Raw genomic sequence first — 23,099 nt, 5'->3', positions numbered from 1 at the left:
ATTACAATCTAAAAGGTGTTTGCATTCGCATTAACCCTTGCGAAACCATTGCTAAATAACTATCACCTGTTGCTTGCCCAAGCGCGTTGCAAACAAGTTGTTCTGGACCGGGTAAGTACAGTGCCGACGTTATAATTTCTTCAATAACATAATTAGCAAATGGGACTATCAATTTTTGACACCATCTGACTTCTATCTGTAATAAATTGGCATCTTGTACATTCAACTTTCTACCTTGTCCTAAATCTTTTAATACAGGATTTCGGTACATTAAATTGTTATTCGGTATTTCATACACATAGCCTTGGGGATATCTCACCCTCACTTTAAACTCATCAAAAGCGGTTCTATCTGGGCTTAAAATAGTAATATCGCTTTGTAATGTTACTGCCACTTTTGATTTTGCAACAGCCTCTAGAGTGTCAGAAATATCAGTCCCATGGGCAAATAAAGGCATCATCCCCTGAGCAAGCCCATTACGAATTTCATTGATATTACCGTTGTGCAGCGTGCCTGCCCTAACAGCATTAATGGTGGCCGCATTTAGGGTACTTTTGGCTGAATATATAAAGGCCCACTGTACAATTAGCATCATGGTGACTAAAACTATTGGCATTAAAAAAGGCACAGCAAGGCTAAACTCAACCATACTTTGACCTTTCTGATTTTGAAAAATTATGCGTTTCATTATAACGACGCTTCGATTTGCTGATCGGGTTTGCGAGGCTCTCTTTGCAATTGATTCAGAGCATCGAGTAACGCTTGAATTTGTTTACCAATAGGAGAGTTTACATCACCATGCTTTGTTGCCGCTGCCAGCATTTCAGTTGATTGTTTAATACGGACTAAACTAATGTTATAAAATGCTTTTTGATTATCTGGTTGAAATTCTAAATTTTTTGAGTAAGCCGCTATTGCAGCATCGTGACGACCCGTTCGAGTGTAAATATTACCTAACCTAAACCAGGCTGGAGCATAGTTAGGCACGCTAGCTAAGACCTCAAAGTACAAACTCTCAGCCTGGTCTAACATAGCCATTTTATAAGCACGTTCTGCATTGGCTTGCAGCTGCATGATTTGTTGATTACCTTCTTGTTGCTTAGTATCCGGTTTACTGGCGCAACCAGTTAACCCCATGCACAAAACAGCTGTAAGTAATAATAGATGTCTTACCATGACAGTAAATCTCCGATTGAAATATTGTTATATTCAGCACTTCCAGATGCTAATTCGAGTACTTTTTTAGAGCTAAAACAACTGGTCATTCTAGCCGGTTTAACCGATGTTTTAATTTTGACAACTTTGTTATTTTTATCTAAAAAAATCACATCGATATCAAACTTCATCCCTAAGGTATGAACTGAATTACAAGGTGCAATCAATAGGCCTTGTTGCATTGTTAAACTGCTTTGCCCTAAAAGACCTTTCAATCTACTCAAGGTTTTGTTTGCATAGAAAACATTATCTATGCTGCTACCTTTGTCGCTTTTAATACTTATTAAGTTCATTTTATAGCTCGTACATGAATTTCATCGCAATAGGGAAAGCCAAAATCATAAATGTTACTGGGAAAATAAATATAACCAAAGGAAAGACTAATTTAACAGGTGCTTCAAGCGCTTTTTTCTCTGCACGCTGAAAACGTTCTACACGACGCTGATCTGACTGGATCCGCAATGTTTGCCCTAAGCTCGCGCCCGTTCTTTCTGCCTGAGCGAGTGCACTTACAAGGCTATTAACTTCGGTGATTTGGACTCGGTCAGCCATATTCCTGAAAGATTGCGCCCTTGACATCCCCGCTCGCATGTCTCGAATCACCTTTTCTAATTCAATACGCAATGGGCCTGCGGGCCCACGGTCGACAGCTTGAGACAATGCTCCTGTCATATTTAAGCCAGCTTCAATTGCCATGGTTAAGTAATCTAAATACACAGGAAGCGATTTGACGATTTGACCTTGTCGTTTTTTACGTAAATCATTTAGGGTTAATACGGGCAAAAAATAACCAAAAAAGGCAGCGAAAATCAGATAGTTAGTTTCTAGATTATCTAATAGCAAACCACAAAATATCGTTAACCCAAGCGAAAATAATGTACTTAAAACCCTGATAGCAAAATATTGCTCTGCCGTCATGATGTAAGACAAACCTGATATTTGAAGCTTTTTTGAGATCCGTTCCAGGTAATCTACACTTAAATTTTCACTAATATAAAAAGCAACGATTCTAACAAAAGGCCAGATAAGCTTTAACCCTGGAGATAACGGGTCCATAAATTCACGATTATCTTTTGGTACTTTTCGATAAATACGAATACAACTAACAACTAAGAAGATGAATGCGATTGTATAGCATGTGACAATTAAATTAACCATGATATTCCCTATACATCAATTGAGACTATTTTACGGATTGACATATACCCGGCAAATAACATGATAGTAATAAGTGCAATTAATGCCCATCCCATTGGCTCCGTAAGAATTCGGCCCATTGAAGAGGGTTCCATATGATATAGCACTACACCAATAAAGACTGGCAGTAAGGTCATCACAACGCCTTGCATTTTACCTTGAGAAGTTAAGGCATCAATTTTACCTTCCATCTCAATTTTTTTGCGTAGTGTCTGTGATAATCTATGAAGCACCTCTGCTAAATTCCCTCCAACCTCTCTCGATATTTGCATGCCTGCGGTAACAAGCTGAAATTCATCTTCAGGAATTCTCACTAGCATATTATCTAGTGCTTTGTTGAATTCGACACCAAGCCTTTGCTCACGCAAAAATAACTGAAACTCTTGTTTAGTTGGCGATTCCATTTCTTCAGCCATAAATTCAATTGCACTGGTTACGTTAGCACCAGACTGCATAGATGTAGCTACCATATTGAGCGCGTCAGGTAATTGGTGAACAAATTTTCTACGACGCCTTTTATGTAAAAACTTATAAATAAACCGGGGGACAAGAGCAAGAAAAATACTGAGTAGAATACCCAACACCCAAGTGCCCATAAAAACTCTAAATAAAATAGGTAACGAAATCAGAGTGATCATATTTAAGATAAAGAGTTGTTTTGGCTCGATAAACAAAAACATTTCGGTCAAATTCAATTTAGCAGAAGTCGTAAACGTTTGATGGTAATTCAACGCAAACTTTTCCGATAAATGCTTTAAAGACCACACCAATAGCGCAACAGATATAGATGCTAAAAGGGCTGCAAATAAAATTATTGTCATTTACGGCCTCCATTATCAAAAATATCTAATTTAATTTTTACGCCCCGCTTTTGTAACTGCTCATAAAACTCAGGAACGGTACCAGTTGCAGTATAAAAGCCTTCAATTTTGCCTTCTGCATTAAATCCAGTTTGTTGAAATTTAAATATTTCAGACAACTGTACAACACTGCCTTCTAATCCTGTCAGTTCGCAAATACTGGTCACTCTTCTTGAACCATCAGAAAAACGAGATTGTTGTACAATAATATTCACTGCTGAGGCGATTTGCTCACGTATAGCCAAAATAGGTAAGTTCATCCCAGCCATCATTACCATCACCTCTAAACGTGACACGCAGTCTCTGGGAGAATTTGAGTGAGCAGTGGTAAGCGAACCATCATGTCCTGTATTCATAGCCTGAAGCATGTCGAGAGCTTCACCACCTCGACATTCACCAATAACCACTCGGTCTGGACGCATTCGTAAACAGTTTTTGACTAAATCACGAATTTCAACAGCACCTTTACCTTCTTGGTTTGGCGGTCTGGCTTCTAGTGAGACTAAATTAGGTTGATACAATTGAAGTTCTGCGGCGTCTTCAACTGTTACAATCCGCTCATTGTCTGGAATAAAATTCGATAACACATTTAATAATGTTGTTTTACCAGAACCTGTACCACCGGAAATCACAATATTTCTTTTTTGCTTAACGGCCATTTCTAAAAATGATGCCATCGCAGCATTCATTGAATCAAACTTAACTAAGTCATCACAGCTCAAACGTCGCTGCATGAACTTACGAATGGTGATACATGGCCCTTTTAATGCTAATGGTGGAATGACGGCATTAACCCTAGAACCGTCTTTTAATCTTGCATCCACCATTGGCGAACTTTCATCTATTCTTCGGCCTATTGGTGTAACAATTCTTTCAATGGCACCTAAAACAGCTTGATCATCAGAAAAGGCAATATCGGATAAAAACAAGTTACCGGCTTTTTCATAAAATATTTGGTCATGGCTATTCACCATAATTTCAGTAACATCTGGATCTGCAATAAGGCTTTCCAATGGTCCTAAACCAATGGTTTCGTCTAACACTTCTTTAATAAGTGAGCTAACTTCGATTTCTGCCGGAATAGTCATTGAATCGATGATTTGTTCAATCAATTTGGAGCTTTGAAGCCTTAATTCATCGTCACTCATTTCATTGACGTTTACGCGTCTTAAATCCATTAGCTTTAATAGCTCTCTATGAACCTTACGACGACATTCGTTTCTGACTTTGATTTTTTGAAGTAATTCCGCCGAAGCAATAGAGGCTATATTTTGTTTTTCTTGCGCTTGAATATCTGTAGATTCAATATTCACACCGCTATCAATTTCCGTATCTAAAACCTTGCTTTCGTTCTCTTCAGATGTGTTACTGCGGTCGGAAGACTGTACCCGAAGAATATAATCACCAATCTGTATGTTGTCATTTAACGTTAATGGACCAAATTGAGCCTGCTTTTCATCATTAACTTTTGTTCCTGTGCGACTTTGATTATCTGTTACAAATATCCCGTCATCATTTTGATATAATGTCGCATGATGCTTAGAGACCTTAAAGCCTCGGAGTTGAATAAGTTGTTGAGTCTCTTTTCCTACATGACATTCCGAATGAATACACTGAAACTCACCCACTTTAGTGCCTTTAGTTGTGTTAACAATTACGCTAAACATCTGTAAATCCTTTTTAATCTAAGATATAAAACGCTTCAAGTTTAGGAGACTCATCAATGAGCTCTAACCCTCGGGCTAATTGTGCGTCATGACTTTCTTCGCCTGGATACACGATCGTCGGGGTAACAAAAATAACCAACTCACTTTTCTTTTCTCTAAAGTCTCTAGATTTGAATAATTCACCTAAAATAGGAATGTCACCTAAAAAGGGAAATTTACTGACCGATTTTGACATCTCACTATTGACTAGACCTGAAATAACGATAGTTTCATTATTTTTGACATTAATGACAGATTCAGTTTTACGCGTTAACAATCCAGGGATGTCACCGATGGAAACAGAGGGATCAATTGAGCTAACCTCGGCCATGACTCTACTCACAATATTTTGGTTCTCGTCCACTACAGGTTCAATATCTAACTTAATACCATATTCTTTAAACTCCACATCTACGGCACCAAGTCCACTCACACTTTGAATAGGAAACTCTCCACCAGCTAAAAATGATGCAGTTTCACCGCTACGAGTTGTGAGATTAGGCTCTGCAAGCATTCTTGCATCGCCTTTTTGTGCCAACAATTGAATTTGAGAGCTTATACCCGTCACTACACCAAAATAACTCCAACTGCGATTATCGAGTACCCCAATACTGTCTGTTACTGCACTTGATATTTGGTCAACAAACTGACCTGAAGATGCAACACTAAAAATGGGGTTGGCGGTAAAAGCTTTTGCAGCACCGTATGCCGGACCAGCCATAACTGAATCCCACTTAATACCAATGTTATTTAGTGTCGATTTATTAAACTCAACTATCTTGACTTGCATTCTAACCATCGGTGCAATAGCTTTTGCATATTTAGTGTACTGAACTAATGACACAATATTAGGACTAGCCTCAAATATTTTCTCTAATTGTTCTTTTTGGATTAAGTCTGCTTCACCTTGAACAATGATCAATCCATCATTCTCTGTCACTTGTAATGCAGGAAACGCCGCTAACATCCTCTTAATTGTCGCTGACGTTTTGAGTGAGTTGTCTGGGGTGACCGTCACGCTTAACTTAATGACATGACCCGTTTTTTGCCATATTTGTAAATCGGTTTCACCTGCAGATTCACCTATGATAATAAGACCATTATTATCAATAACCTTTGTACTAATTACACTACCGTTACCAACCACTATTCGCTCAATGTTTTTGGCTTTATACAACTCTACTGCACCTACATATAACTTAAATGGAGTATTATTGTGAGCTAAAGCTACCGATGATGTAAAAATACAAATAAAAAAAACAAAAATTATATTTAATGATTTCATAGTGATAAATTATTCTTATATTGATTTAACTGCTCAAGCATTTCTTTAGGAAGCGGATAACTTTGGGTCGTTGTTTTTATGCCACTGCCGCCGATAATCATTTCGACATTGTTTTCGGCAGTTTGGTTATTAACAACATTAAATATTTGGCTTTCTTTTAAAGAAACAAACTCTAAAGGCGCTACCTCTTCTTGATTACGCAGTAAGGTTACAAATTTGCCTTTGTTTCTAGCTAAAGAAACTCTCGCAGCATCTTCTACCGATAATGCCAGTGTTACAGTATTGTAAGCATTCGGATTGTCATAAATAGTCTCAACTAACTCAGGATTAATATCCAAACTTCTGCGCCCGGCTGCTAGCACTACGACATTTTCAATCAATAATTGTAATGTTTCGGTTTCTTGTTCATCTTTTTCATCTTTAAAAGCTAACAATAAGTCGATGTGATCAGCAGGCACTAACATGCCCGCGGTCGAGTTAATTTCATCTATATTGATTGTGATTGCACGCTCACCATCTTTAAGTAAATCAGAGAATTGTTTTGCGTGCATACCAGGTAAATATGTCGATATAAGCGGTCTTCCCGCACTCATAGGTGCCAATAGCATCTGCCCGATGACTAAATCGAACTGTGAGGGATGAACAGCGTCTAAAGGTAAAATATCTGCTCGGACTGTTCTTACCGACATATTATCTTGTGATACTACATCACCTTTTCGTAATTCTTGCGTTGCAACAACTACGTCTGCCATTACGATATTATCACTCGAAAGCTCATCTCTAATTTGCTGTTCTTTAGTGATAAAATAATTCTTGGTTGCCCAAGCTGAAACACCGCCTAGCACAATAGCTATAATCAGTAATATCCAGTTGAAATCTATAGATTTAAATCGCATTTACTATCCCTAGTTGTAATCTGGTAATGTTGACATTGATTTATTGTATGCAAATGCGCTATACCATTCTTTTAATGATTCTGCACAAGTATTGATTACACTCTTATCATTTTCTAATGGTGTAAATAATGCAGCGACTAATGCGGCACATACGATTAAATATTCAACACTCGATTGTCCTTTATTATATGTATATCCTGTCATTTCATATTCCATCCATGACTTGGTTGAACACTATATTTACATTCTCACTTTTTTTGTTAAAACTGATATCAACCGTATTAGCTCCATTACTCATCATCAAAACCGCTTTTCCTGAATTAACATCTAGAATGCCAGTATTTTCGCTCCAACCAAGTCGTTGGAAATATCTTCGATAATAATGATAATTTTCTGAAATGCTCCTTTTGTTTTGTAAAATGACTGTTCTACCGTTTTTAAATAAATCTTTCGACTTAATATCAGAAATTATATTCGAGTTAAGTGGTGATGGAAATTGATCAGCGCTAATATTATTGGAACTAGCTTCAATATTTTGTGTTATGCCAACTAAAACAGTCACACCATCATATTCTTTCTTAATTCGAGCTGTCAGTAAAAAAGGATCTTGCAGGCTATTAATGACATAATCACTGCCTAATTTTTGCTCATCAAACTTATCGCTTTTACTCTTCCATTGCTTTTTAAAAAATGCTGCGGTTAACATTTGGCTCGCATTATCTTTGACAATCCAAGTTTTAGTTGGATATCCATACATTTTAATGTCTTCGGCAACTATCTCTACAACCGCGTCTTCTGGAAACTCGATATCAGGCCATTCAACACTGAAGCATATAGAAGGTATGCATAATAGAAGGAGAGTGAATAACTTGTTCATAATTTAACCACCACAGTTTTCAGTACCATAACGACATAACCTATTTTCCGGTAAGACATCAGAATCTACATGACCAAATTTTAAAGAGTTAGTTTTAAGTTCTTTGCCAAACGGAATAAAACCACCAATTGTTTGAACAAGGCCTACAAGACTGTTATCTAAAACTGAGGTTAACACTAGTTTATTCACTCTCTTATCTGCATGAACAGCACCTCCAGCATTCCACCCAGAAGCCATTAATGCACTGTTGCCTTTAAAACTTAGATTTAATTGATCAAAAGGCTCTAAATAGTGATTTTGTAATTTAATGCTAACTTCTGTTTCGTAATATGGCGTTCTGTCTAAATTTAATCCTGTAAAAGATAATAATCCAACCGCATTATCTATCGTACTCCCTATACTTCCTGGTGTTTTACCACTTCGCTCTGTTCGTTCAAATCGAGAAAACTCACCGTCAGCAATATTCTCATCCGTTAAGGATAATAAATTTTCATTTGATGAGTTTTGCGAAGTTTGGGACTTTAATAATGGGTGAACATTTTCATCCCAATCCCATTCATTTCGATTTTCACTACTAATCAATAATCCATTTTTTTGATAAAATCGCCAAGGAATACGCATTGCAAGCTCACTTTCTTGCATAATGGCTGAATAATTGGAGCTGTTGTTTGGTAATAAACTAGGGCGGCTATCTTTCCACACTGTACGTTCCCAAGAAGTATATTGTGCAGCTTCAGAGGCTCTATGTTGTACCTCAGTCATTTTAGACATATAAGGAAGTAAAATTAATAACGGGATAATAACAAATGAAAGCGCTATCGCACTTTCAACTAGGGCTTGTCCTTTTTGGTTAATAATGGCCATTAAAGAACTCTCGTTATAGCCAAGACAATGCTTCGTTCAGAATTAGTGGTATCTGTTAACCGAGCTTGCCAAAATGGATTATATAAATTTCCATATTCATGCTTACCATCTGCTCGAGTCCATAAATCAGTTGGTCTAGAGTAATAGGCCTGTGAAGCTGATATAGAATTTAATCTATCACCTAACATTTTTTCTGCTGTTGCTGGGTCTATATTTTTTCCAGCTAAATCAACAGAGCTTGTAGTCCTTGCATCGTTCTGTTCTTTTGAAACAACAACGACAATATTATCTGTATGATTCTTTTTAACTGCGGAATTTGATAAGCCATAAAAAGGTTGGACACCACTATAACTTCCTGATGTCTGCTGATTATTCGCGGCATATTTAGAAGATGTTTTGTTAACATCCCTGCTACGCCCCCAAAGTGATGAGCTACCTAAGCGGGTAATATCGGCTCTCTCATCAGAACGAGTTGCCCCCCAACCAATTGGAGTTTCACTGAAGCCACGCCAACGACACCCTGACCAGCTACATCGATATTTAGATAAATGAAATCCAATTGTATCCATTGAAGTCCAAGTTTCAGCATCATTCCCGTTTGAGATAAGTTCGCTTCCACCAGATTTTTGCGTTTTCCAGCGTAACGGCCAAATTGTTTGGCTCCAAATAGAACTTAACTTATAAGATCTTTTTTCACTAAAGGGGTCTCTTGAATCCATAATAACAGCTTTAAAATCAGTAAACTGTGTATTATTTCTGTTTTGAAGATCACGATTGTGTTCCTTTTGAAAGGTAAACCAAACATTGTGTATATTTTCGATAAGCTGAGGGTTTTGTACCAAATTTAATTCAGCTTTATCATCGTTTGCTTTAACTATTTGTTGCGCTGTAGTAAATGAAGATATTGCACTTGCATAGTGGATTGCACTCTGTGAAAAACGGAGGATACCCAATATTACATTTTCAGCAGTAATCATTATTTCTGTAAATGGTTGTACTACTTGATTTGCATAACCGACGCCACTTCGTATTGCACTAATGACCTGCCCTAAATAAGGAACCCAACAAAGAGCAGTACATGCATTTTCAGTAAAACGCTCGGTCATATTAAACCATGAAGATAAACCAACCATTTGGGCTACCGCAACTTGATTGGCAACAGAAGCTCTATTTGTGTACGCTTTAAAATTAAAATCTCTCACTGCGATGGTTGCTATACTATAAGCTGCGTTATCAGCTGTATGCTGTAGTTTTGTTGACTTTATATTTAATTGAGCAGTGTTATAGCTGTACAACACTGTCATTGCAGCAAAAGACATTAATATCAAAGAAAGGACTAAAGATTGACCTTTTTGCTTTAAAAATCCTGTATTACTTTCCATTCGTTAGTTCATCCATGAGTTGTGATAAGGCGTTAATCTACAACCGTTCCGCCACCAGTACTTCCACCGCCTGAAGTACTTCCTCCCGCAGCCGAATTTGCACCTTCATTATAATTACCTAAATTATACTTTTTATTAGCGGTGGTACTGGCAGCTCCTGCGGCGGTTTGTGCTGCAGTAATTTGTGAACTCGAATCTTGTCCTGACATTTCGGCCGAAAGACCAGCAACTTGATTACGAATGGTTTGTCCAAAAAAACTGTATACACCAATCGCCGAAACAGCAATTAATGCCACAATAATGATGTACTCGGTCATACCTTGACCTAATTGACTTTTTTTCATATCAGGATCCTTTTGATAATAAGGTAACCTACCTAATTGAATATAATTAAGTAGGTTAATAGTTAATTATTTAGCACTTTTGTTTGCAGCTTCATCATAATTGCCTAAATTATACTTTTTAGCCGCTACTGTAGTTGCAGTAACCGCAGAAGCCTTAGCTGCACCAATTTGAGCAGTAGACTCCTGACCTGACATTTCAGCCGATAAACCTGCAACTTGGTTACGGATTGTTTGGCCAAAAAAGCTGTATACACCGATCGCTGAAACAGCAATTAGCGCTACAATAATTATGTATTCGGTCATACCTTGACCTTTTTGCTTCAATTTGTTCACCCTCGAACCTCCAATGTTAAAGTTATTCAATGTTAAAGTTATTCATTTACTGAAAGTTTAATTACAGTTCTTAAATTATTTCACATAAAAAAAACAAATCAATTATCACCAAGTATTACCACAGAACAACAATACATACTTTGTGATGTACTATTGTGTGATTTCACTTTTCCTAGGATAGTGCACAGTAATACAATTTAATGTAATCAAGATAGTAACTTAATGAATATAATCGGTTAATTCTGATAATAAATTTTCTATATTTTATATCATTTTTTTGAACACGAACATTTAATGCGGTATTTTGTAGTTATTATTTTATTCACAACCCACATACACAACAGGGAGTTAAAATGTTAAAACCCGCACTTATATCATTAGCCGTCATCATGGCGATGATGCCAGCAATGAATGCGTTTTCTGCGACAACACAAGAATTATTTTCTGAGCCCAAAGAGGTAAAAGATACAAAGAGTGAACTTAGACACTTCACACCGGTGCAATTGATCACGGCAATCGACGATCAAAATATTCAATCGAAAGAAGTGAAAGGCAAACTGACTAGAACCAACTATGAGCTACCGCCATCTTATACCTCTGCTCATTTAATCAATAACTACAAAAAACAGCTTAACGCGCTCAATGCTGAGATTATTTTTGAATGTGAGCAAGCCACTTGCGGTCATGAACGTAAACTATCTTCATTTATATCGCCTTTGACAAATATTTCCAGTAGTTCTCCATCACTAATAACAGCACATATTACCCTGCCTAAAAAACAAGTTTACATATCGATATATGCGGCTGGCTGGCAGAATGCGACCAATGTAGAATTGGATATTATAGAAATCATCGATGAACCATTAGATTTGGTGACGACAAATCAAGATTATTTATCTCAGGCTGTGAGTGAAATAACGGTTAAAGACAATAGCGATAAAGATACTAAAAGCTCAGTTGATCACCCGATGCTAAGCAGAGTCCCAGGAGCTTACATACAGGAATATTTCACTCATGGCTTTAACCAAACCTTAGTACTTGCTGGAGATAACTACAAAACGTTGGAACTGGAAGGGAAAGTTACCGATATTGTATACATATTGCCACGTACTTACTCAGAATTTGAGATTGATGCAAACTACAATAACGCATTAACCAAACTTGGTTTTACTGAAGTTTATACCTGTTTAGGGAAAGCATGCGGAGACGAAGATACATTAGAAACTAAGATAGCATTACATTCAGCAATTGGTCGCGAAGAAAACCAATTTTATAGACTCTATAAGCTAGAAAGAGCTGAAGGTGACGTTTACGCTATGGTATACGTCATTGGGTTTTCAGGGCGATTATCTGCTGAAATCAGAATCATTGAAGAAACCACATTAAACAATAACCGAGTCGGAATTGATTTGCAGGGCTTAACCGACGAGATTGCTAAAACCGGCCATGTGGCACTAGACGGTTTGTTGTTTAAATATGATAGCGATGAATTACTGCCAGAAGCTTATCCGATTGTAGAAGTGGTCGCTCAATACCTTCAAACGCACCCTAAGCAATTATTTTACGTGGTAGGACATTCAGACGACCAAGGTTCGCAAGCTTATAACCAAACCTTGTCAGAAAAACGTGCTACAGCAATTAAAACCCGCTTGATAAAACAGTTCTCTATTGCTGCACAGCAAGTGGAAGCCAAAGGGGTTGGCGAGTACTCACCTATTGCCAATAACCTTGATGAAGCAGGCCAAAAGCTAAACCGCAGGGTTGAACTGGTCATTCGTTCAGACAGTAAGTAACCATTCACAACATAAGCTATTTGGTTGAGCCATTGGTTAAACCATTTATGCTTATGATGCAAAAACAAAAGGTAGCCTAGGCTTAATGCCGTTCACTTAAGGTGAGCGGCATTTTTTCTTTTTACCACCGGGTAGCCATTTTTACTGACTTTTAGGCACCTCGGATAACTTCTTTCTCGTTTACCTTCTAGCTTAAACTGTTTAGCATTTCTCTCTATGTCTAAAATAAATCTCGGGACATTTCCAGGCGCATATAACGGCATATTGGTGAGTTGATTGATAATATGAGATGAAGCATCTCGAAAACTGAGCTGATTTGGAAATACGCTTTTAAGCGACTTGGCCATTAAAATCATTTTATAACGTATTAAATTATAAGCTAATAATAACCCCCATAACTCCTGGTGTATCAGCTCTGGAAGGTTGCTTCTCAGCGTAAATCGACTTTCAAGCATATACTGCTTCATCTCTCGATATCCTAGCTCTATTTCCCAGCTGTGAGCATATAAATCAACAATTTCAGCACTAGGATAAGCCATCGGGTCAAGCATTGAACTCAGGATACTGACCTGTTTACCTTTTATCTGGCGAGTCGTTAATCTGGCTTCTATTGTTAATGGTAACTCAGGGCGTTTCTTTCTCGATTGAGGCGTTGTACTTAACCTGACAAGCTTATCGTGTTTACCTAGGCTGCGGATTTCTTCGTATTGAGTGCCTTTTTTTAACGGTAATAACCAATGGGAGTTGACGCCTTTAGCGCGCCAATCGTGTAATAAACCCAGCGAGTAAAAGCCTTTATCAAACAAGGTTAAGCTGTTGTCGGGCACGCTTTTGATAAGCTTAGCGGCTAAGTTCATTTCATTTTCAGCCACACTGTCAAATACACTATCAACAAGCAAGTGACTACTCAGTTCCATCATACAAACCATGCGAACTTGAGGGTAACCTGATTCACTTGCTTTGTTTGCCGTACGTGCAAAAGCCGCACTATTCTCTTTCGTTTCAGGGGTCCTCCAGACTACACCGTCAACGCCATATAGGTTCAAACCACACCAATGAGGATGTTCAGCACGTTGATGCCAAGTGGCGGCAGAACGATGGAATATATCGCGAACGACATCACTTCCCAGTTTTTTTCTGGCCTGTGTGACTGCACTTCTTGCGACATAATCAACCTCTTGTGGCAGGACAATATCAAGCTTATTAATCAATTGACGAACGGATTCATTGCGAAATAAAGACATACCAATAACAGCCCAAACCATAGCATCCATGGGGAGTTTTCTTCGTCTTAATGTGGCAACACCGTTGGAGTCTAGGCAAGATTGAATAATATCGGGCTCAAGGACATCAGCAAGGCATGAGAACTCTGTTAGGCGGTTAATTGAAGTGCGGGCTAATGCTTCTGAAAGTTCCATAAAAAATCCGATAATGAAGATTATCGGATTTTGGCAGACTGAAAAGATCGGTCAATAGATCGGTATATTTTTTATAACTTCAGTTCTTAACTGATCGGCATTAAGCCTAGGCTACCTTTTTATTTCTATTCCTATTTTAGGGCCTGGGCTTTTAGTGGGAGTAATGGCCATGAGGAAGCACAATAAACTTATTGCAGAGTTAACAATACCCGCTACTTAAGCATCAGTTGAGTCAATAACTGTGCTTGAGAGAGTAGCTCAACGTTATCATGATGCTGCCCGTTTACCGTTAATTTAACTTGTGGATTATCTAAAAACTCACGTGCATCTTCGGCGCTGTAAATTGTCGGGGTGATGATTTCGTAGCGCTGGTTTTTAGCCACATTTAACGTGAGATAAAGTGGCTTTGAGCGCACCCAATAACCTGAGTCATCCGCATTGTCTTGAAATAAATCACGGTAATTTATCTCTACCAACTGTTGGCCGCGCTTAAGGCCGATGGTACTGTCAAAGCTCACATTTTCGCCGTTAACGGTTTCTACAATGAGCGAATCTGGCACGGTTAAACTTGATGCCTGTACCTGAAATCCAAATAATAAACTCACGCTGATAATAGCAGGGGTGATGATAGACTTAACTGCGCTCGTCTTGGTTGATAATAATTTCATGGGGTTGTCCTTTTAAAGTATTGCTTGGCCATCAAGCAACTTATATTGATTTAAAAGACCCCAGCGTTAGCGATTTTCTTACAAATTTTATCGCTAGTTTTGCTTGTTGATTGTGAGTATTACGTTTATCTCACTGTATTAATTATTTAAACCACCTTAAAAAATAATACCAAAATAAAATACCTATGCATTATTTCACATTAATCAAAACAACAACTCCCATTGCTTAGCGATCTATAATATTGCATGCTAGCGTGTAGGATAGCGACAGAGAATGTTACCTTTATATCGATAAATTTAATGTCTGATTTCATGTTAAAAATTAATTTACGACTAAACTCAATAGATAGTGCTAAGTGTGTAAACAGCGATATCGCCAATATGATGATAAAGGGCAACATATTGATACGATAACGATAACCCTGTTTGACCGCCCAAGTATTGGCAATGTAAAGCGTAATGGATGACACTCCCTTTTACTTGCGGGGTACCAATGGATAGTTTTTTTAGCTTATTGAATAACGCAGTCTTACTGCTAGCACTTGTCGTGATCTTCGACGCGGTTAGATTACAAAACATTGCTTCCATCCGCTACAAGTCAATATTAAGCGGTATTTTTATTGGCGTCATCGCCATTAGCGTTATGAGTAATCCTTGGGAGCTGCGCCCTGGGATCTTTTTTGATGCACGCTGGATACTGCTCAGTTTAAGCGGTTTATTTTTTGGTTTTATCCCCACGTTAATTGCGACTGCTTTTGCCTTGTGTTTCAGACTTTATCTTAGTGGCGATGGCATTTTTATTGGTAGTTTGATCATTGTTACCAGCGCTCTAGTGGGTTTAAGTTGGCGTTATTGGTTAAAAAAATCTAACAACCGCCTTAACTGGAAAAATATTCTTGCGATGAGTTTCATCGTTGAACTTGTGGTGATTGCTTGTTTGCTATTGATGCCCATTGAAGATAGATACAAAATTTTCTCGACCATCAGCCTAACATTGCTTTCGGTCTTTACAGCAATCTCATTCTTGTTAGGACTATTGCTTAAACGTCGCATTGACAACAAAAAACTCGCACAAGAGTTATTGCGTCATCAACAGTTACTCGAAACCGAAAAAAACCTACTGCAAAATATTATTGATGGCATACCCGACCTGATTTTTTATAAATCGACTGACGGTAAATATTTGGGCTGTAATAAAGCTTTTGCCAACGAAATGACCCTGACATTAGATCAAATCAAGGGTCGCACCGACCATGATTTTTTTAGCGCGCAACAAGCCAAAAAGTTTATTCACGATGACACTCAAGCATTAGCACAAAGAGCAACCATGGTTTGCGAAGACAAGATTGTCACAGCCAATGGTATTGAACACATTTACCGCACTCAAAAGACTCCATTTACTAATATTGATGGTGATATTTTAGGGATTGTTGGAGTAAGCCAAGATGTAGCAGAAAAGAGACATATCGAAGAGCAACTACAGCGCAGTGAGTCCACTTATCATAATATTATTAGCACCGCCCAAGATGGCTTTGTTATTGCCTCACTAGACGGCAGCATTGTTGAAGTGAATCAGAGCTTTGCCAATATGACGGGTTACACTACGGATGAGTTAATTAGCCTGTCAGTTAATCAAATTGAAACCGATGACAAACGCCAATTTTCAAAACGTAATCTTGACCGCGCAAAACGCGAGCAGCGTTTTAATTACACGTCATTACACAAACATAAACAAGGTCATCTTTACCATGTAGAAGTGACGGTCAGTTATTGGGACGGTGATAACGGTATGTTTTTCTGCTTTGTTAAAGATATTTCAGAGCGCATTGAGGCAGAAAAGAAACTCTTGCTCAGTGAATCAAAGTTTAGACATATCTTTGAACGGATCCCTGCAATATCGGTGCAAGGATATAACAAAAATCGTGAGGTGATTTTCTGGAATCAAGCCAGTGAAAACCTTTACGGTTACACCAAAGAACAAGCTCTGGGAAGTAAGCTTGAGGACCTTATTATTCCTGCACCATATCGCCAACATGTTATCGACAATGTAAATACGTGGATAACCGAGGGCTTACCTATTCCGGCAGAAGAGTTATTACTCATGAGATCTGACGGCAGTAATATACAGGTGTATTCGTCCCATACGTTAATTAATAACACCGACAATGAAGCGGAAATGTACTGTATCGACATTGATTTAAGTGCCCAGAAAAAGGCTGAAGCTCAAGCATTAACCCTGTCACAGGCTATTGAGCAAAGCCCTATTTCGATGATTCTGACCGATACCAATAGTAAAATAGAATACGTAAATAGTGCTTTTGAGAACATCTCGGGATATCGCGCGGAAGAAGTCATTGGTCAACAAACCAGTATATTAAAATCTGGATTAACACCAAAATCACTCTATAAAGAGTTATGGGAGGCTATCTCAACTGGGCAGGCTTGGCAGGGTGAACTCCAGAATAAAAAGAAAAATGGCGATATTTTTTGGGAACATGCTCATATAGCACCCATTTTTGACAGCGCGGGCGTGACTAAACACTACTTGGCATTAAAACAAGATGTCACTCAGTATAAACAGCAAGAAGAAAAAATCATCCATCAAGCACATTACGATAGCTTAACAGGCTTACCCAATAGGCTACTGTCACTTGGTCGATTGTCGCAAATGCTCAAAGATGCACATAGGGCAAAGAACCATGTCGCAGTACTGTTTTTAGATTTAGACGACTTTAAAAAAGTTAATGACACTTTGGGCCATTCTGTTGGTGATGAACTGCTGATCAAAGCCGCTACCCGATTAAAAAGTACCATTAGAGAGAGCGATGTGGTTGGTAGGCTGGGAGGTGATGAATTTATCATTATACTGAGCAATATCAATGCCCCTGCTGAAGTTGAGATCATTGCCAGTAAACTACTCAAGCAATTTTATACACCTTTTAAACTCGGCAGTCGTGAGTTAGTGTCGACCATCAGTATTGGTATTGCTCTATACCCTATAGACAGCGAAGAGCCCAAAGAACTACTAAAACAGGCAGATTCTGCAATGTATCATTCAAAGGATCGTGGCAGAAATACCTATAATTTCTATACCAGTCAGATGAATAATGACATGAATAGACGCCTTAGAGTTGAAGAGCAATTACGCAGTGCATTGAAGCGAAATGAACTAGAGGTTTACTTTCAACCTTTTGTCGACATTAAAAGTCGTAAAATTGTTGGTGGAGAAGCCCTTTTACGCTGGAACAATACTTTGCTAGGTCAAGTGACGCCAGATGAGTTTATTCCTATAGCGGAACAAACTGGACTGATCGTCTCTATCGGTCAATATGTTATCGAGATTGCATTTGCTGCTGCTAAAAAATGGCAACAAACATATGATCCTCATTTTAAAATTGCCGTTAATGTTTCCCCTAAACAATTCCGGGAAAATACTTTTGTTGATATGCTTAAAATTCAAATCGATAAATATAAAATTAATGTTAACTCTATAGAGCTTGAAATTACTGAAGGAGTATTGCTTAGTGGGGACTCAGTTATTGACAGTAACTTAACATCCATTAACGATATTGGGGTCAGTATCTCAATGGACGATTTTGGTACTGGATATTCGTCACTCAGTTATCTGCGCAGTTACCCATTTGACACCTTAAAAGTAGATAAGAGCTTTATAAACGATATAACCGTTGACCCAGGCGATCTACAGCTTGTTGGTGCAGCAATAGCAATGGGCCACGGACTTAATTTAAAAGTTGTTGCAGAAGGCATTGAAACTGAAGAGCAGTACCAATTACTTAACGCATTAAAATGCGATTACGGTCAAGGTTACTTGTTTAGTAAGCCATTACCACAACCTGCATTTGAAAAGCTTTTACAAACACAGGTAGAAAATGAATTAGCCAATAACTTAGTAAGCCATTAATCAACAATGCCTGTCAGCTGGCTGACAGGCATTGATAAGTATTTTACAGTTAACACTTCAGTGAATCATGAACGATTAAAAACGGTTATACCTAATTAGCTATGAGTGAATCATTAACTAACTAACGCCTCAACTAAGCGCTTTTCACTTTCCAATTCACAGTTTGGCCTGCAAAAAATGGCACGATAGGACTACCATTAGGTAAAATAATCTCTTCTGGTACCGTCCATTCTTGTTTGACTAGTGTCACAGTGCCAGTATTGCGTGGTAAACCATAAAAATCTGCACCATGTAAGCTGGCAAAACCTTCTAATTTATCTAATGCCCCTAAGTTATCAAACACTTGAGCATAGAGTTCTAATGCACTCCAGGCACTGTAACAACCTGCGCAGCCGCAGGCTGACTCTTTACGGTGTTTTTCATGCGGGGCAGAATCGGTACCTAAAAAGAACTTACTTGAACCGGTTGCCACAGCAGCTTGTAATGCATGCTGATGAATATTGCGTTTTAGCACTGGTAAACAAAAATTATGTGGGCGAACGCCACCAACTAACAAATCGTTACGGTTTAACAATAGATGCTGAGGGGTAATAGTTGCTGCAACATTAGCAGAAGCACTGGCAACAAACTCAGCAGCCTCTTTAGTAGTAATGTGCTCAAATACCACTTTAAGGCTAGGAATAGCATCGACAATGCGTGATAAGTAGCGATCGATAAATAGCTTTTCACGGTCAAAAATATCAATATGAGATTCGGTTACTTCACCATGGACTAGTAATAACATACCTTGCTGTGCCATCACTTCAAATATCGGAAATAGCTCATCTAATGCTTTAACCGCCGAATCTGAGTTTGTCGTCGCACCTGCTGGGTATAACTTCCCCGCCACCAAACCAGCCGCTTTGGCATCAATAATGTCTTGGGCGCTGGTATTATTCGTTAAAAATAAAGTCATTAGCGGTTCAAAATGACTTCCGCTTGGGCGAGCAGCTAAAATACGATCTCGATAAGCTAAGGCCATTGCTGCTGTGGTAACGGGTGGAACTAAATTAGGCATTACTATTGCGCGTTGAAATAAGCGAGCCGTAGCAGGAACTGTCTCACCTAGCATATCCCCATCTCGAAAATGCAGATGCCAATCATCGGGAGTGGTTAAGGTAATTTGCGTCATGTGGGTTCCTTGGCTTAAATAACAGATTGTTAGCCGTTATTGTGCCTGAATTCACTTTTTCTTAATAGATGCATAATTTGAACGCTGACTTTGCTATAGCAAAAAATCATCTCATTTTATCGGTATATTGAGTGATATATAGAATGTAAGGTAAATAAAACCAGCCATATTGCGCTATGCTATTATTTTGCAAATATCAAAGTTGCAAGTATCAATTTTTATAAGGGAATTAAATTGTTAGCTAATGCCAGATCGAGGTTACGACTCAACGTAAGTCTTATTATCGCTATCACGGTAACGATGATAGCTGTAGCCGGTTGCAATCAAGCTGTGGTGACGAAAACTCCCGACAAAATCCAACCCCTTGTTAATGAGCCCCTTATCGATGGCTTACTGTCTAACGATGCCAGTATGGCGGTTACATTAGGCAGAAGCCGCTCGTTATCAATATGGGATGTAGCGACAAGCCAATTATTACACCAATGGTCTGACAATGACTTTGATGAAACTAATTATCTGGTGGCATTGTCAGGTAATAAGCAATACCTTGCTACCGCAGGCAAACAAAAAATATCTATTTTTAATCTTGAAACAGGTAAATTAGATATTCGCTGGCCTGCCCAAGGCTTCAATCCCGATGCGAGTATTTCGAGCCTTTTTCTGAGCCAAACAGGCAGCACTATTTTAGTCGGTATGAATGATGGTTCGATCACTGTTATACAAAGAAGCAGCATGACAATGTCGCTGTTTAAACAGCATAGCGCCGCAGTGAATCATCTTGAATTATCTAATTTTGAACAACAGGTATTATCAACAGGACTTGATGGTGATGTACATATTTGGGCCGCTTACAGCGGTGAGTTGATCAGCAGTTTTTCACGTCCGCAACGGATCACCAGTGTCAGTTTTGATCAAGCTAACCGACGCTTGTTTATTGCCGATGCTCTGGATAATAATGTCATTATCGATACTCAAACATCACAAGCGATTAGCCAGCTCGATTACCTTGAACGCTATCGCTATTTTAGGCAGGCGCTATTCATTAACTATGGTAAAAACTTAATTACTGCAACCTCCAAGCAAAGTATTATCTATTGGGATACTTCATCGGGAAAGGAGCTTTCTCATTGGGATATTACCGCCTATAACGCTGGCACAACAGTGTTTTCAATGGTACTCAAACCTAATGGCAAACTATTAACGCTAAGTTCAGACGGCGCGCTTGAGACCTGGAGCTTATAGTTACCTCAACTTAAGATCATTCACCGCCAATACCCATTCAATGGCAGAATGAGCAGTCGTAGTGATCTCATCTGCGCTGTAAAATAATCAATTTTGTCGGTGAGTTCAAAGTTCTGTTGATATATCAAAGCAAGATAAACAATAATCTTGCATATATGAACCAAACTCAGTATATATGGCATATGCTAAAAATGAGGTATTAAATGGCAAGACCCAAAATCCCCCGAACCATATGTGGTCAAGCAGCCAACATCTGTTTTAAGCCCAATGGTATTCCGATGACACAGTTAGAGCAGGTACCACTTGCTGAAGATGAAATTGAGGCTATGCGCCTAGTTGATTTGCTGGGAATGCAGCAGCAGGAAGCCGCTAAATCAATGGGTATATCTCGACAAACCTTGGCTAACTTGGTTAAAGCAGCTCGCTACAAGGTGGTTGATAGTTTAATTAATGGCAAAGCATTGATGACCAAAGTATCAACTGAAAAGTAAACACTGAAAAGTAAACACTAGTAGCACGTATTAACGTGTTTAGGTAAGTCTAATGCAAACACTATTAAAAGACTCTGGCCTAAAAATAACCATGCAAAGATGTAAGTTGCTTGAGTTTTTAACTCAAGTTAATCAGCAACATCTAACTATAGAAAATATCTATTTGGGGTTAAACGCACAAGGTGAAACCATTGGCCTCAATAGCGTATATCGTATTATGGCTCATTTTGAACAAGCAGGCATTGTCTCTAGGCGAGTATTTGAGTCTGAAAGTGCTTTCTATGAACTTAATAATAAACCGCACCATGACCATTTACTTTGCCTAACCTGTGGCAAGTTAATTGATTTTATCGACCCCCTGATTAACCTTCGTTTAGGACTGGCGGCCGAACATCATGGTATGAGTATTCACCATCACAGCCTAAATATGTATGGTTACTGCTTTGATTGCCTGCAAGCACTTAAAAGCAAATCGACTCGGTAACCCCTTTATTAATAACGTTTATTTTACCAGTTTATGGCTAAAATTGTCATTATTGGTAGTGATGTTGATGTTGATGTTGATGTTGATGTTGATGTTGATGTTGATTCAGTAGCTGATGCCTTTACAGCAACAAGAGCAAGAGCAAGACGTATTTTTTAAAATAACAAGATTATCATCCTATAACGTCAAAGCCGACTCAACAAGCTTTCAAAAGACAAACAACTACTGGGTTTTCTGCTAATTGGTTTTATGCAGCATGTGGTCGATAACATCTTAATCCAGCATAGTTTTAAAGTGAGCAGTCTCAGCAGGATCACAAAACTTACCCTAGAGCTAATATCCACTTTTAGTGTCTTACAGGCTTTAGGGGAAACCTTAACAACCATCTATACCTATTTATAAATAAGGCTTTACGTGAGCAGTTATCAAGATTGTAAACAAAGCCACAGTCAATGTGTTGTCTGTGGTGACGCGAAACAGAATCCGTTGTCATTACAATGTAAGTTTTTTGCAGACGGTGACAATCAAGTTGTTGGTTATCATAAAGTAACTCAGCAACTCCAAGGCTATAACAGCTTCTTACATGGCGGCGTAGCAAGCACTTTAGTCGATGCCGCTATGACTCATTGTCTGCTCATGCAAGGCATTAAAGCTTTAACAGCCGAAATGACAGTCCGCTTTATTGTCCCAATAAAGGTTGGCGATGCCATCAAAATTGTGGCTAGTCTGGTAAGTAAACGCTTAGGAATGTACCAACTAGAAGCGGCGTTGTATGTAGAAGATACTGCTTGCGTAACGGCAAAAGCGAAGTTTATTCAGCCTAGGAGCGGAGTCATAGACTAGGGGCTGTTGATCTTTCAAGGTTATTTTACAGTCAATTGTGGGTCATTTGTACAAGAAAAAGACTTTATGCTGTCGTTATTCTACATCAAAAGTCGATAACGCAATAAA

24 protein-coding genes are annotated in these 23,099 nt (G+C 38.5%); 7 read left to right on the top strand and 17 right to left on the bottom strand.

Going from position 1 to position 23,099, the window contains the following annotated elements; all coding sequences use genetic code 11:
- Position 1: 1 nt before the first annotated feature.
- From EGC82_RS04570 to EGC82_RS04505, 14 genes are all read right to left on the bottom strand, one after another.
- Entirely contained in the window at positions 2 to 688 is a 687-nt protein-coding gene (locus EGC82_RS04570) for a TadE family protein (RefSeq protein WP_244212535.1), read from the bottom strand.
- Positions 688 to 1,176, bottom strand: a complete 489-nt coding sequence (locus EGC82_RS04565; protein WP_124729711.1) for a tetratricopeptide repeat protein — start codon at positions 1,174 to 1,176, stop codon at positions 688 to 690. Before EGC82_RS04565 ends, EGC82_RS04570 begins: the two co-directional genes overlap by 1 nt.
- Positions 1,170 to 1,508 (bottom strand): DUF192 domain-containing protein, encoded by a 339-nt coding sequence (locus EGC82_RS04560; RefSeq protein ID WP_124729710.1) that lies wholly within the window; start codon positions 1,506 to 1,508, stop codon positions 1,170 to 1,172. Before EGC82_RS04560 ends, EGC82_RS04565 begins: the two co-directional genes overlap by 7 nt.
- Position 1,509: 1 nt before the next feature.
- The gene (locus tag EGC82_RS04555; protein ID WP_124729709.1) at positions 1,510 to 2,373 is read right to left on the bottom strand and encodes a type II secretion system F family protein; all 864 of its coding nucleotides are present in this window, start codon (positions 2,371 to 2,373) and stop codon (positions 1,510 to 1,512) included.
- An 8-nt stretch (positions 2,374 to 2,381) separates the two neighbouring features.
- The gene (locus EGC82_RS04550; protein ID WP_124729708.1) at positions 2,382 to 3,233 is read right to left on the bottom strand and encodes a type II secretion system F family protein; all 852 of its coding nucleotides are present in this window, start codon (positions 3,231 to 3,233) and stop codon (positions 2,382 to 2,384) included.
- Entirely contained in the window at positions 3,230 to 4,939 is a 1,710-nt protein-coding gene (locus EGC82_RS04545) for a TadA family conjugal transfer-associated ATPase (RefSeq protein ID WP_124729707.1), read from the bottom strand. Before EGC82_RS04545 ends, EGC82_RS04550 begins: the two co-directional genes overlap by 4 nt.
- A gap of 13 nt (positions 4,940 to 4,952) precedes the next feature.
- Positions 4,953 to 6,263, bottom strand: coding sequence for a type II and III secretion system protein family protein (locus EGC82_RS04540; RefSeq protein ID WP_124729706.1), 1,311 nt, complete (start codon positions 6,261 to 6,263; stop codon positions 4,953 to 4,955).
- On the bottom strand, positions 6,260 to 7,159 hold the full coding sequence (cpaB, locus tag EGC82_RS04535) for a Flp pilus assembly protein CpaB (RefSeq protein WP_124729705.1): 900 nt from the start codon (positions 7,157 to 7,159) through the stop codon (positions 6,260 to 6,262). The genes EGC82_RS04540 and cpaB overlap by 4 nt, the downstream gene beginning before the upstream one ends.
- A gap of 9 nt (positions 7,160 to 7,168) precedes the next feature.
- Positions 7,169 to 7,363: a class III signal peptide-containing protein gene (locus tag EGC82_RS04530; protein WP_124729704.1), complete on the bottom strand. Its 195-nt coding sequence runs from the start codon at positions 7,361 to 7,363 to the stop codon at positions 7,169 to 7,171.
- 1 nt (position 7,364) lies between these two features.
- Positions 7,365 to 8,036: a hypothetical protein gene (locus EGC82_RS04525; protein ID WP_124729703.1), complete on the bottom strand. Its 672-nt coding sequence runs from the start codon at positions 8,034 to 8,036 to the stop codon at positions 7,365 to 7,367.
- A 3-nt stretch (positions 8,037 to 8,039) separates the two neighbouring features.
- Positions 8,040 to 8,900: a hypothetical protein gene (locus EGC82_RS04520; protein WP_124729702.1), complete on the bottom strand. Its 861-nt coding sequence runs from the start codon at positions 8,898 to 8,900 to the stop codon at positions 8,040 to 8,042.
- Positions 8,900 to 10,282, bottom strand: a complete 1,383-nt coding sequence (locus EGC82_RS04515; RefSeq protein WP_124729701.1) for a hypothetical protein — start codon at positions 10,280 to 10,282, stop codon at positions 8,900 to 8,902. Before EGC82_RS04515 ends, EGC82_RS04520 begins: the two co-directional genes overlap by 1 nt.
- Before the next feature lie 32 nt (positions 10,283 to 10,314).
- Positions 10,315 to 10,626 (bottom strand): Flp family type IVb pilin, encoded by a 312-nt coding sequence (locus tag EGC82_RS04510; protein WP_124729700.1) that lies wholly within the window; start codon positions 10,624 to 10,626, stop codon positions 10,315 to 10,317.
- 66 nt (positions 10,627 to 10,692) lie between these two features.
- On the bottom strand, positions 10,693 to 10,929 hold the full coding sequence (locus EGC82_RS04505) for a pilus assembly protein (RefSeq protein WP_124729699.1): 237 nt from the start codon (positions 10,927 to 10,929) through the stop codon (positions 10,693 to 10,695).
- Positions 10,930 to 11,312: 383 nt separating this feature from the next.
- On the opposite strand from EGC82_RS04505, the gene EGC82_RS04500 reads away from it, so the two are divergent.
- Positions 11,313 to 12,752, top strand: coding sequence for an OmpA family protein (locus tag EGC82_RS04500; protein ID WP_124729698.1), 1,440 nt, complete (start codon positions 11,313 to 11,315; stop codon positions 12,750 to 12,752).
- A 92-nt stretch (positions 12,753 to 12,844) separates the two neighbouring features.
- On the opposite strand, the gene EGC82_RS04495 is transcribed toward EGC82_RS04500, so the two are convergent.
- Positions 12,845 to 14,170, bottom strand: coding sequence for an IS4 family transposase (locus tag EGC82_RS04495; RefSeq protein ID WP_124729697.1), 1,326 nt, complete (start codon positions 14,168 to 14,170; stop codon positions 12,845 to 12,847).
- A gap of 212 nt (positions 14,171 to 14,382) precedes the next feature.
- Positions 14,383 to 14,838: a DUF2057 family protein gene (locus EGC82_RS04490; protein ID WP_124729696.1), complete on the bottom strand. Its 456-nt coding sequence runs from the start codon at positions 14,836 to 14,838 to the stop codon at positions 14,383 to 14,385.
- Between the two features lie 493 nt (positions 14,839 to 15,331).
- Here EGC82_RS04490 and EGC82_RS04485 point away from each other — a divergent pair, with 493 nt between their 5' ends.
- The gene (locus EGC82_RS04485; RefSeq protein WP_164839088.1) at positions 15,332 to 18,760 is read left to right on the top strand and encodes a PAS domain S-box protein; all 3,429 of its coding nucleotides are present in this window, start codon (positions 15,332 to 15,334) and stop codon (positions 18,758 to 18,760) included.
- A 133-nt stretch (positions 18,761 to 18,893) separates the two neighbouring features.
- Here the strand turns inward: EGC82_RS04485 and pyrC are convergent, their stop codons facing one another.
- Positions 18,894 to 19,931, bottom strand: a complete 1,038-nt coding sequence (gene pyrC, locus EGC82_RS04480) for a dihydroorotase (RefSeq protein WP_124729694.1) — start codon at positions 19,929 to 19,931, stop codon at positions 18,894 to 18,896.
- A 300-nt stretch (positions 19,932 to 20,231) separates the two neighbouring features.
- Between pyrC and EGC82_RS04475 the strand changes: the two genes are divergently transcribed.
- From EGC82_RS04475 to EGC82_RS04460, 5 genes are all read left to right on the top strand, one after another.
- Positions 20,232 to 21,173, top strand: a complete 942-nt coding sequence (locus EGC82_RS04475; RefSeq protein WP_124729693.1) for a WD40 repeat domain-containing protein — start codon at positions 20,232 to 20,234, stop codon at positions 21,171 to 21,173.
- A gap of 203 nt (positions 21,174 to 21,376) precedes the next feature.
- A complete protein-coding gene (locus tag EGC82_RS04470) occupies positions 21,377 to 21,664 on the top strand; it encodes a DUF134 domain-containing protein (RefSeq protein WP_124729692.1) in 288 nt (95 codons plus the stop codon).
- A gap of 52 nt (positions 21,665 to 21,716) precedes the next feature.
- Complete coding sequence (locus EGC82_RS04465) at positions 21,717 to 22,148, top strand: transcriptional repressor (RefSeq protein ID WP_124729691.1); 432 nt, start codon at positions 21,717 to 21,719, stop codon at positions 22,146 to 22,148.
- Positions 22,149 to 22,181: 33 nt separating this feature from the next.
- Positions 22,182 to 22,307, top strand: coding sequence for a hypothetical protein (locus tag EGC82_RS21710; protein WP_279630025.1), 126 nt, complete (start codon positions 22,182 to 22,184; stop codon positions 22,305 to 22,307).
- 255 nt (positions 22,308 to 22,562) lie between these two features.
- The gene (locus EGC82_RS04460; protein WP_124729690.1) at positions 22,563 to 22,991 is read left to right on the top strand and encodes a PaaI family thioesterase; all 429 of its coding nucleotides are present in this window, start codon (positions 22,563 to 22,565) and stop codon (positions 22,989 to 22,991) included.
- Positions 22,992 to 23,099: the final 108 nt, after the last annotated feature.

This window comes from Shewanella livingstonensis (genome assembly GCF_003855395.1).
GTDB classification, from domain to species: domain Bacteria; phylum Pseudomonadota; class Gammaproteobacteria; order Enterobacterales; family Shewanellaceae; genus Shewanella; species Shewanella livingstonensis.
This window is presented reverse-complemented; position numbering and strand designations above follow the sequence as displayed.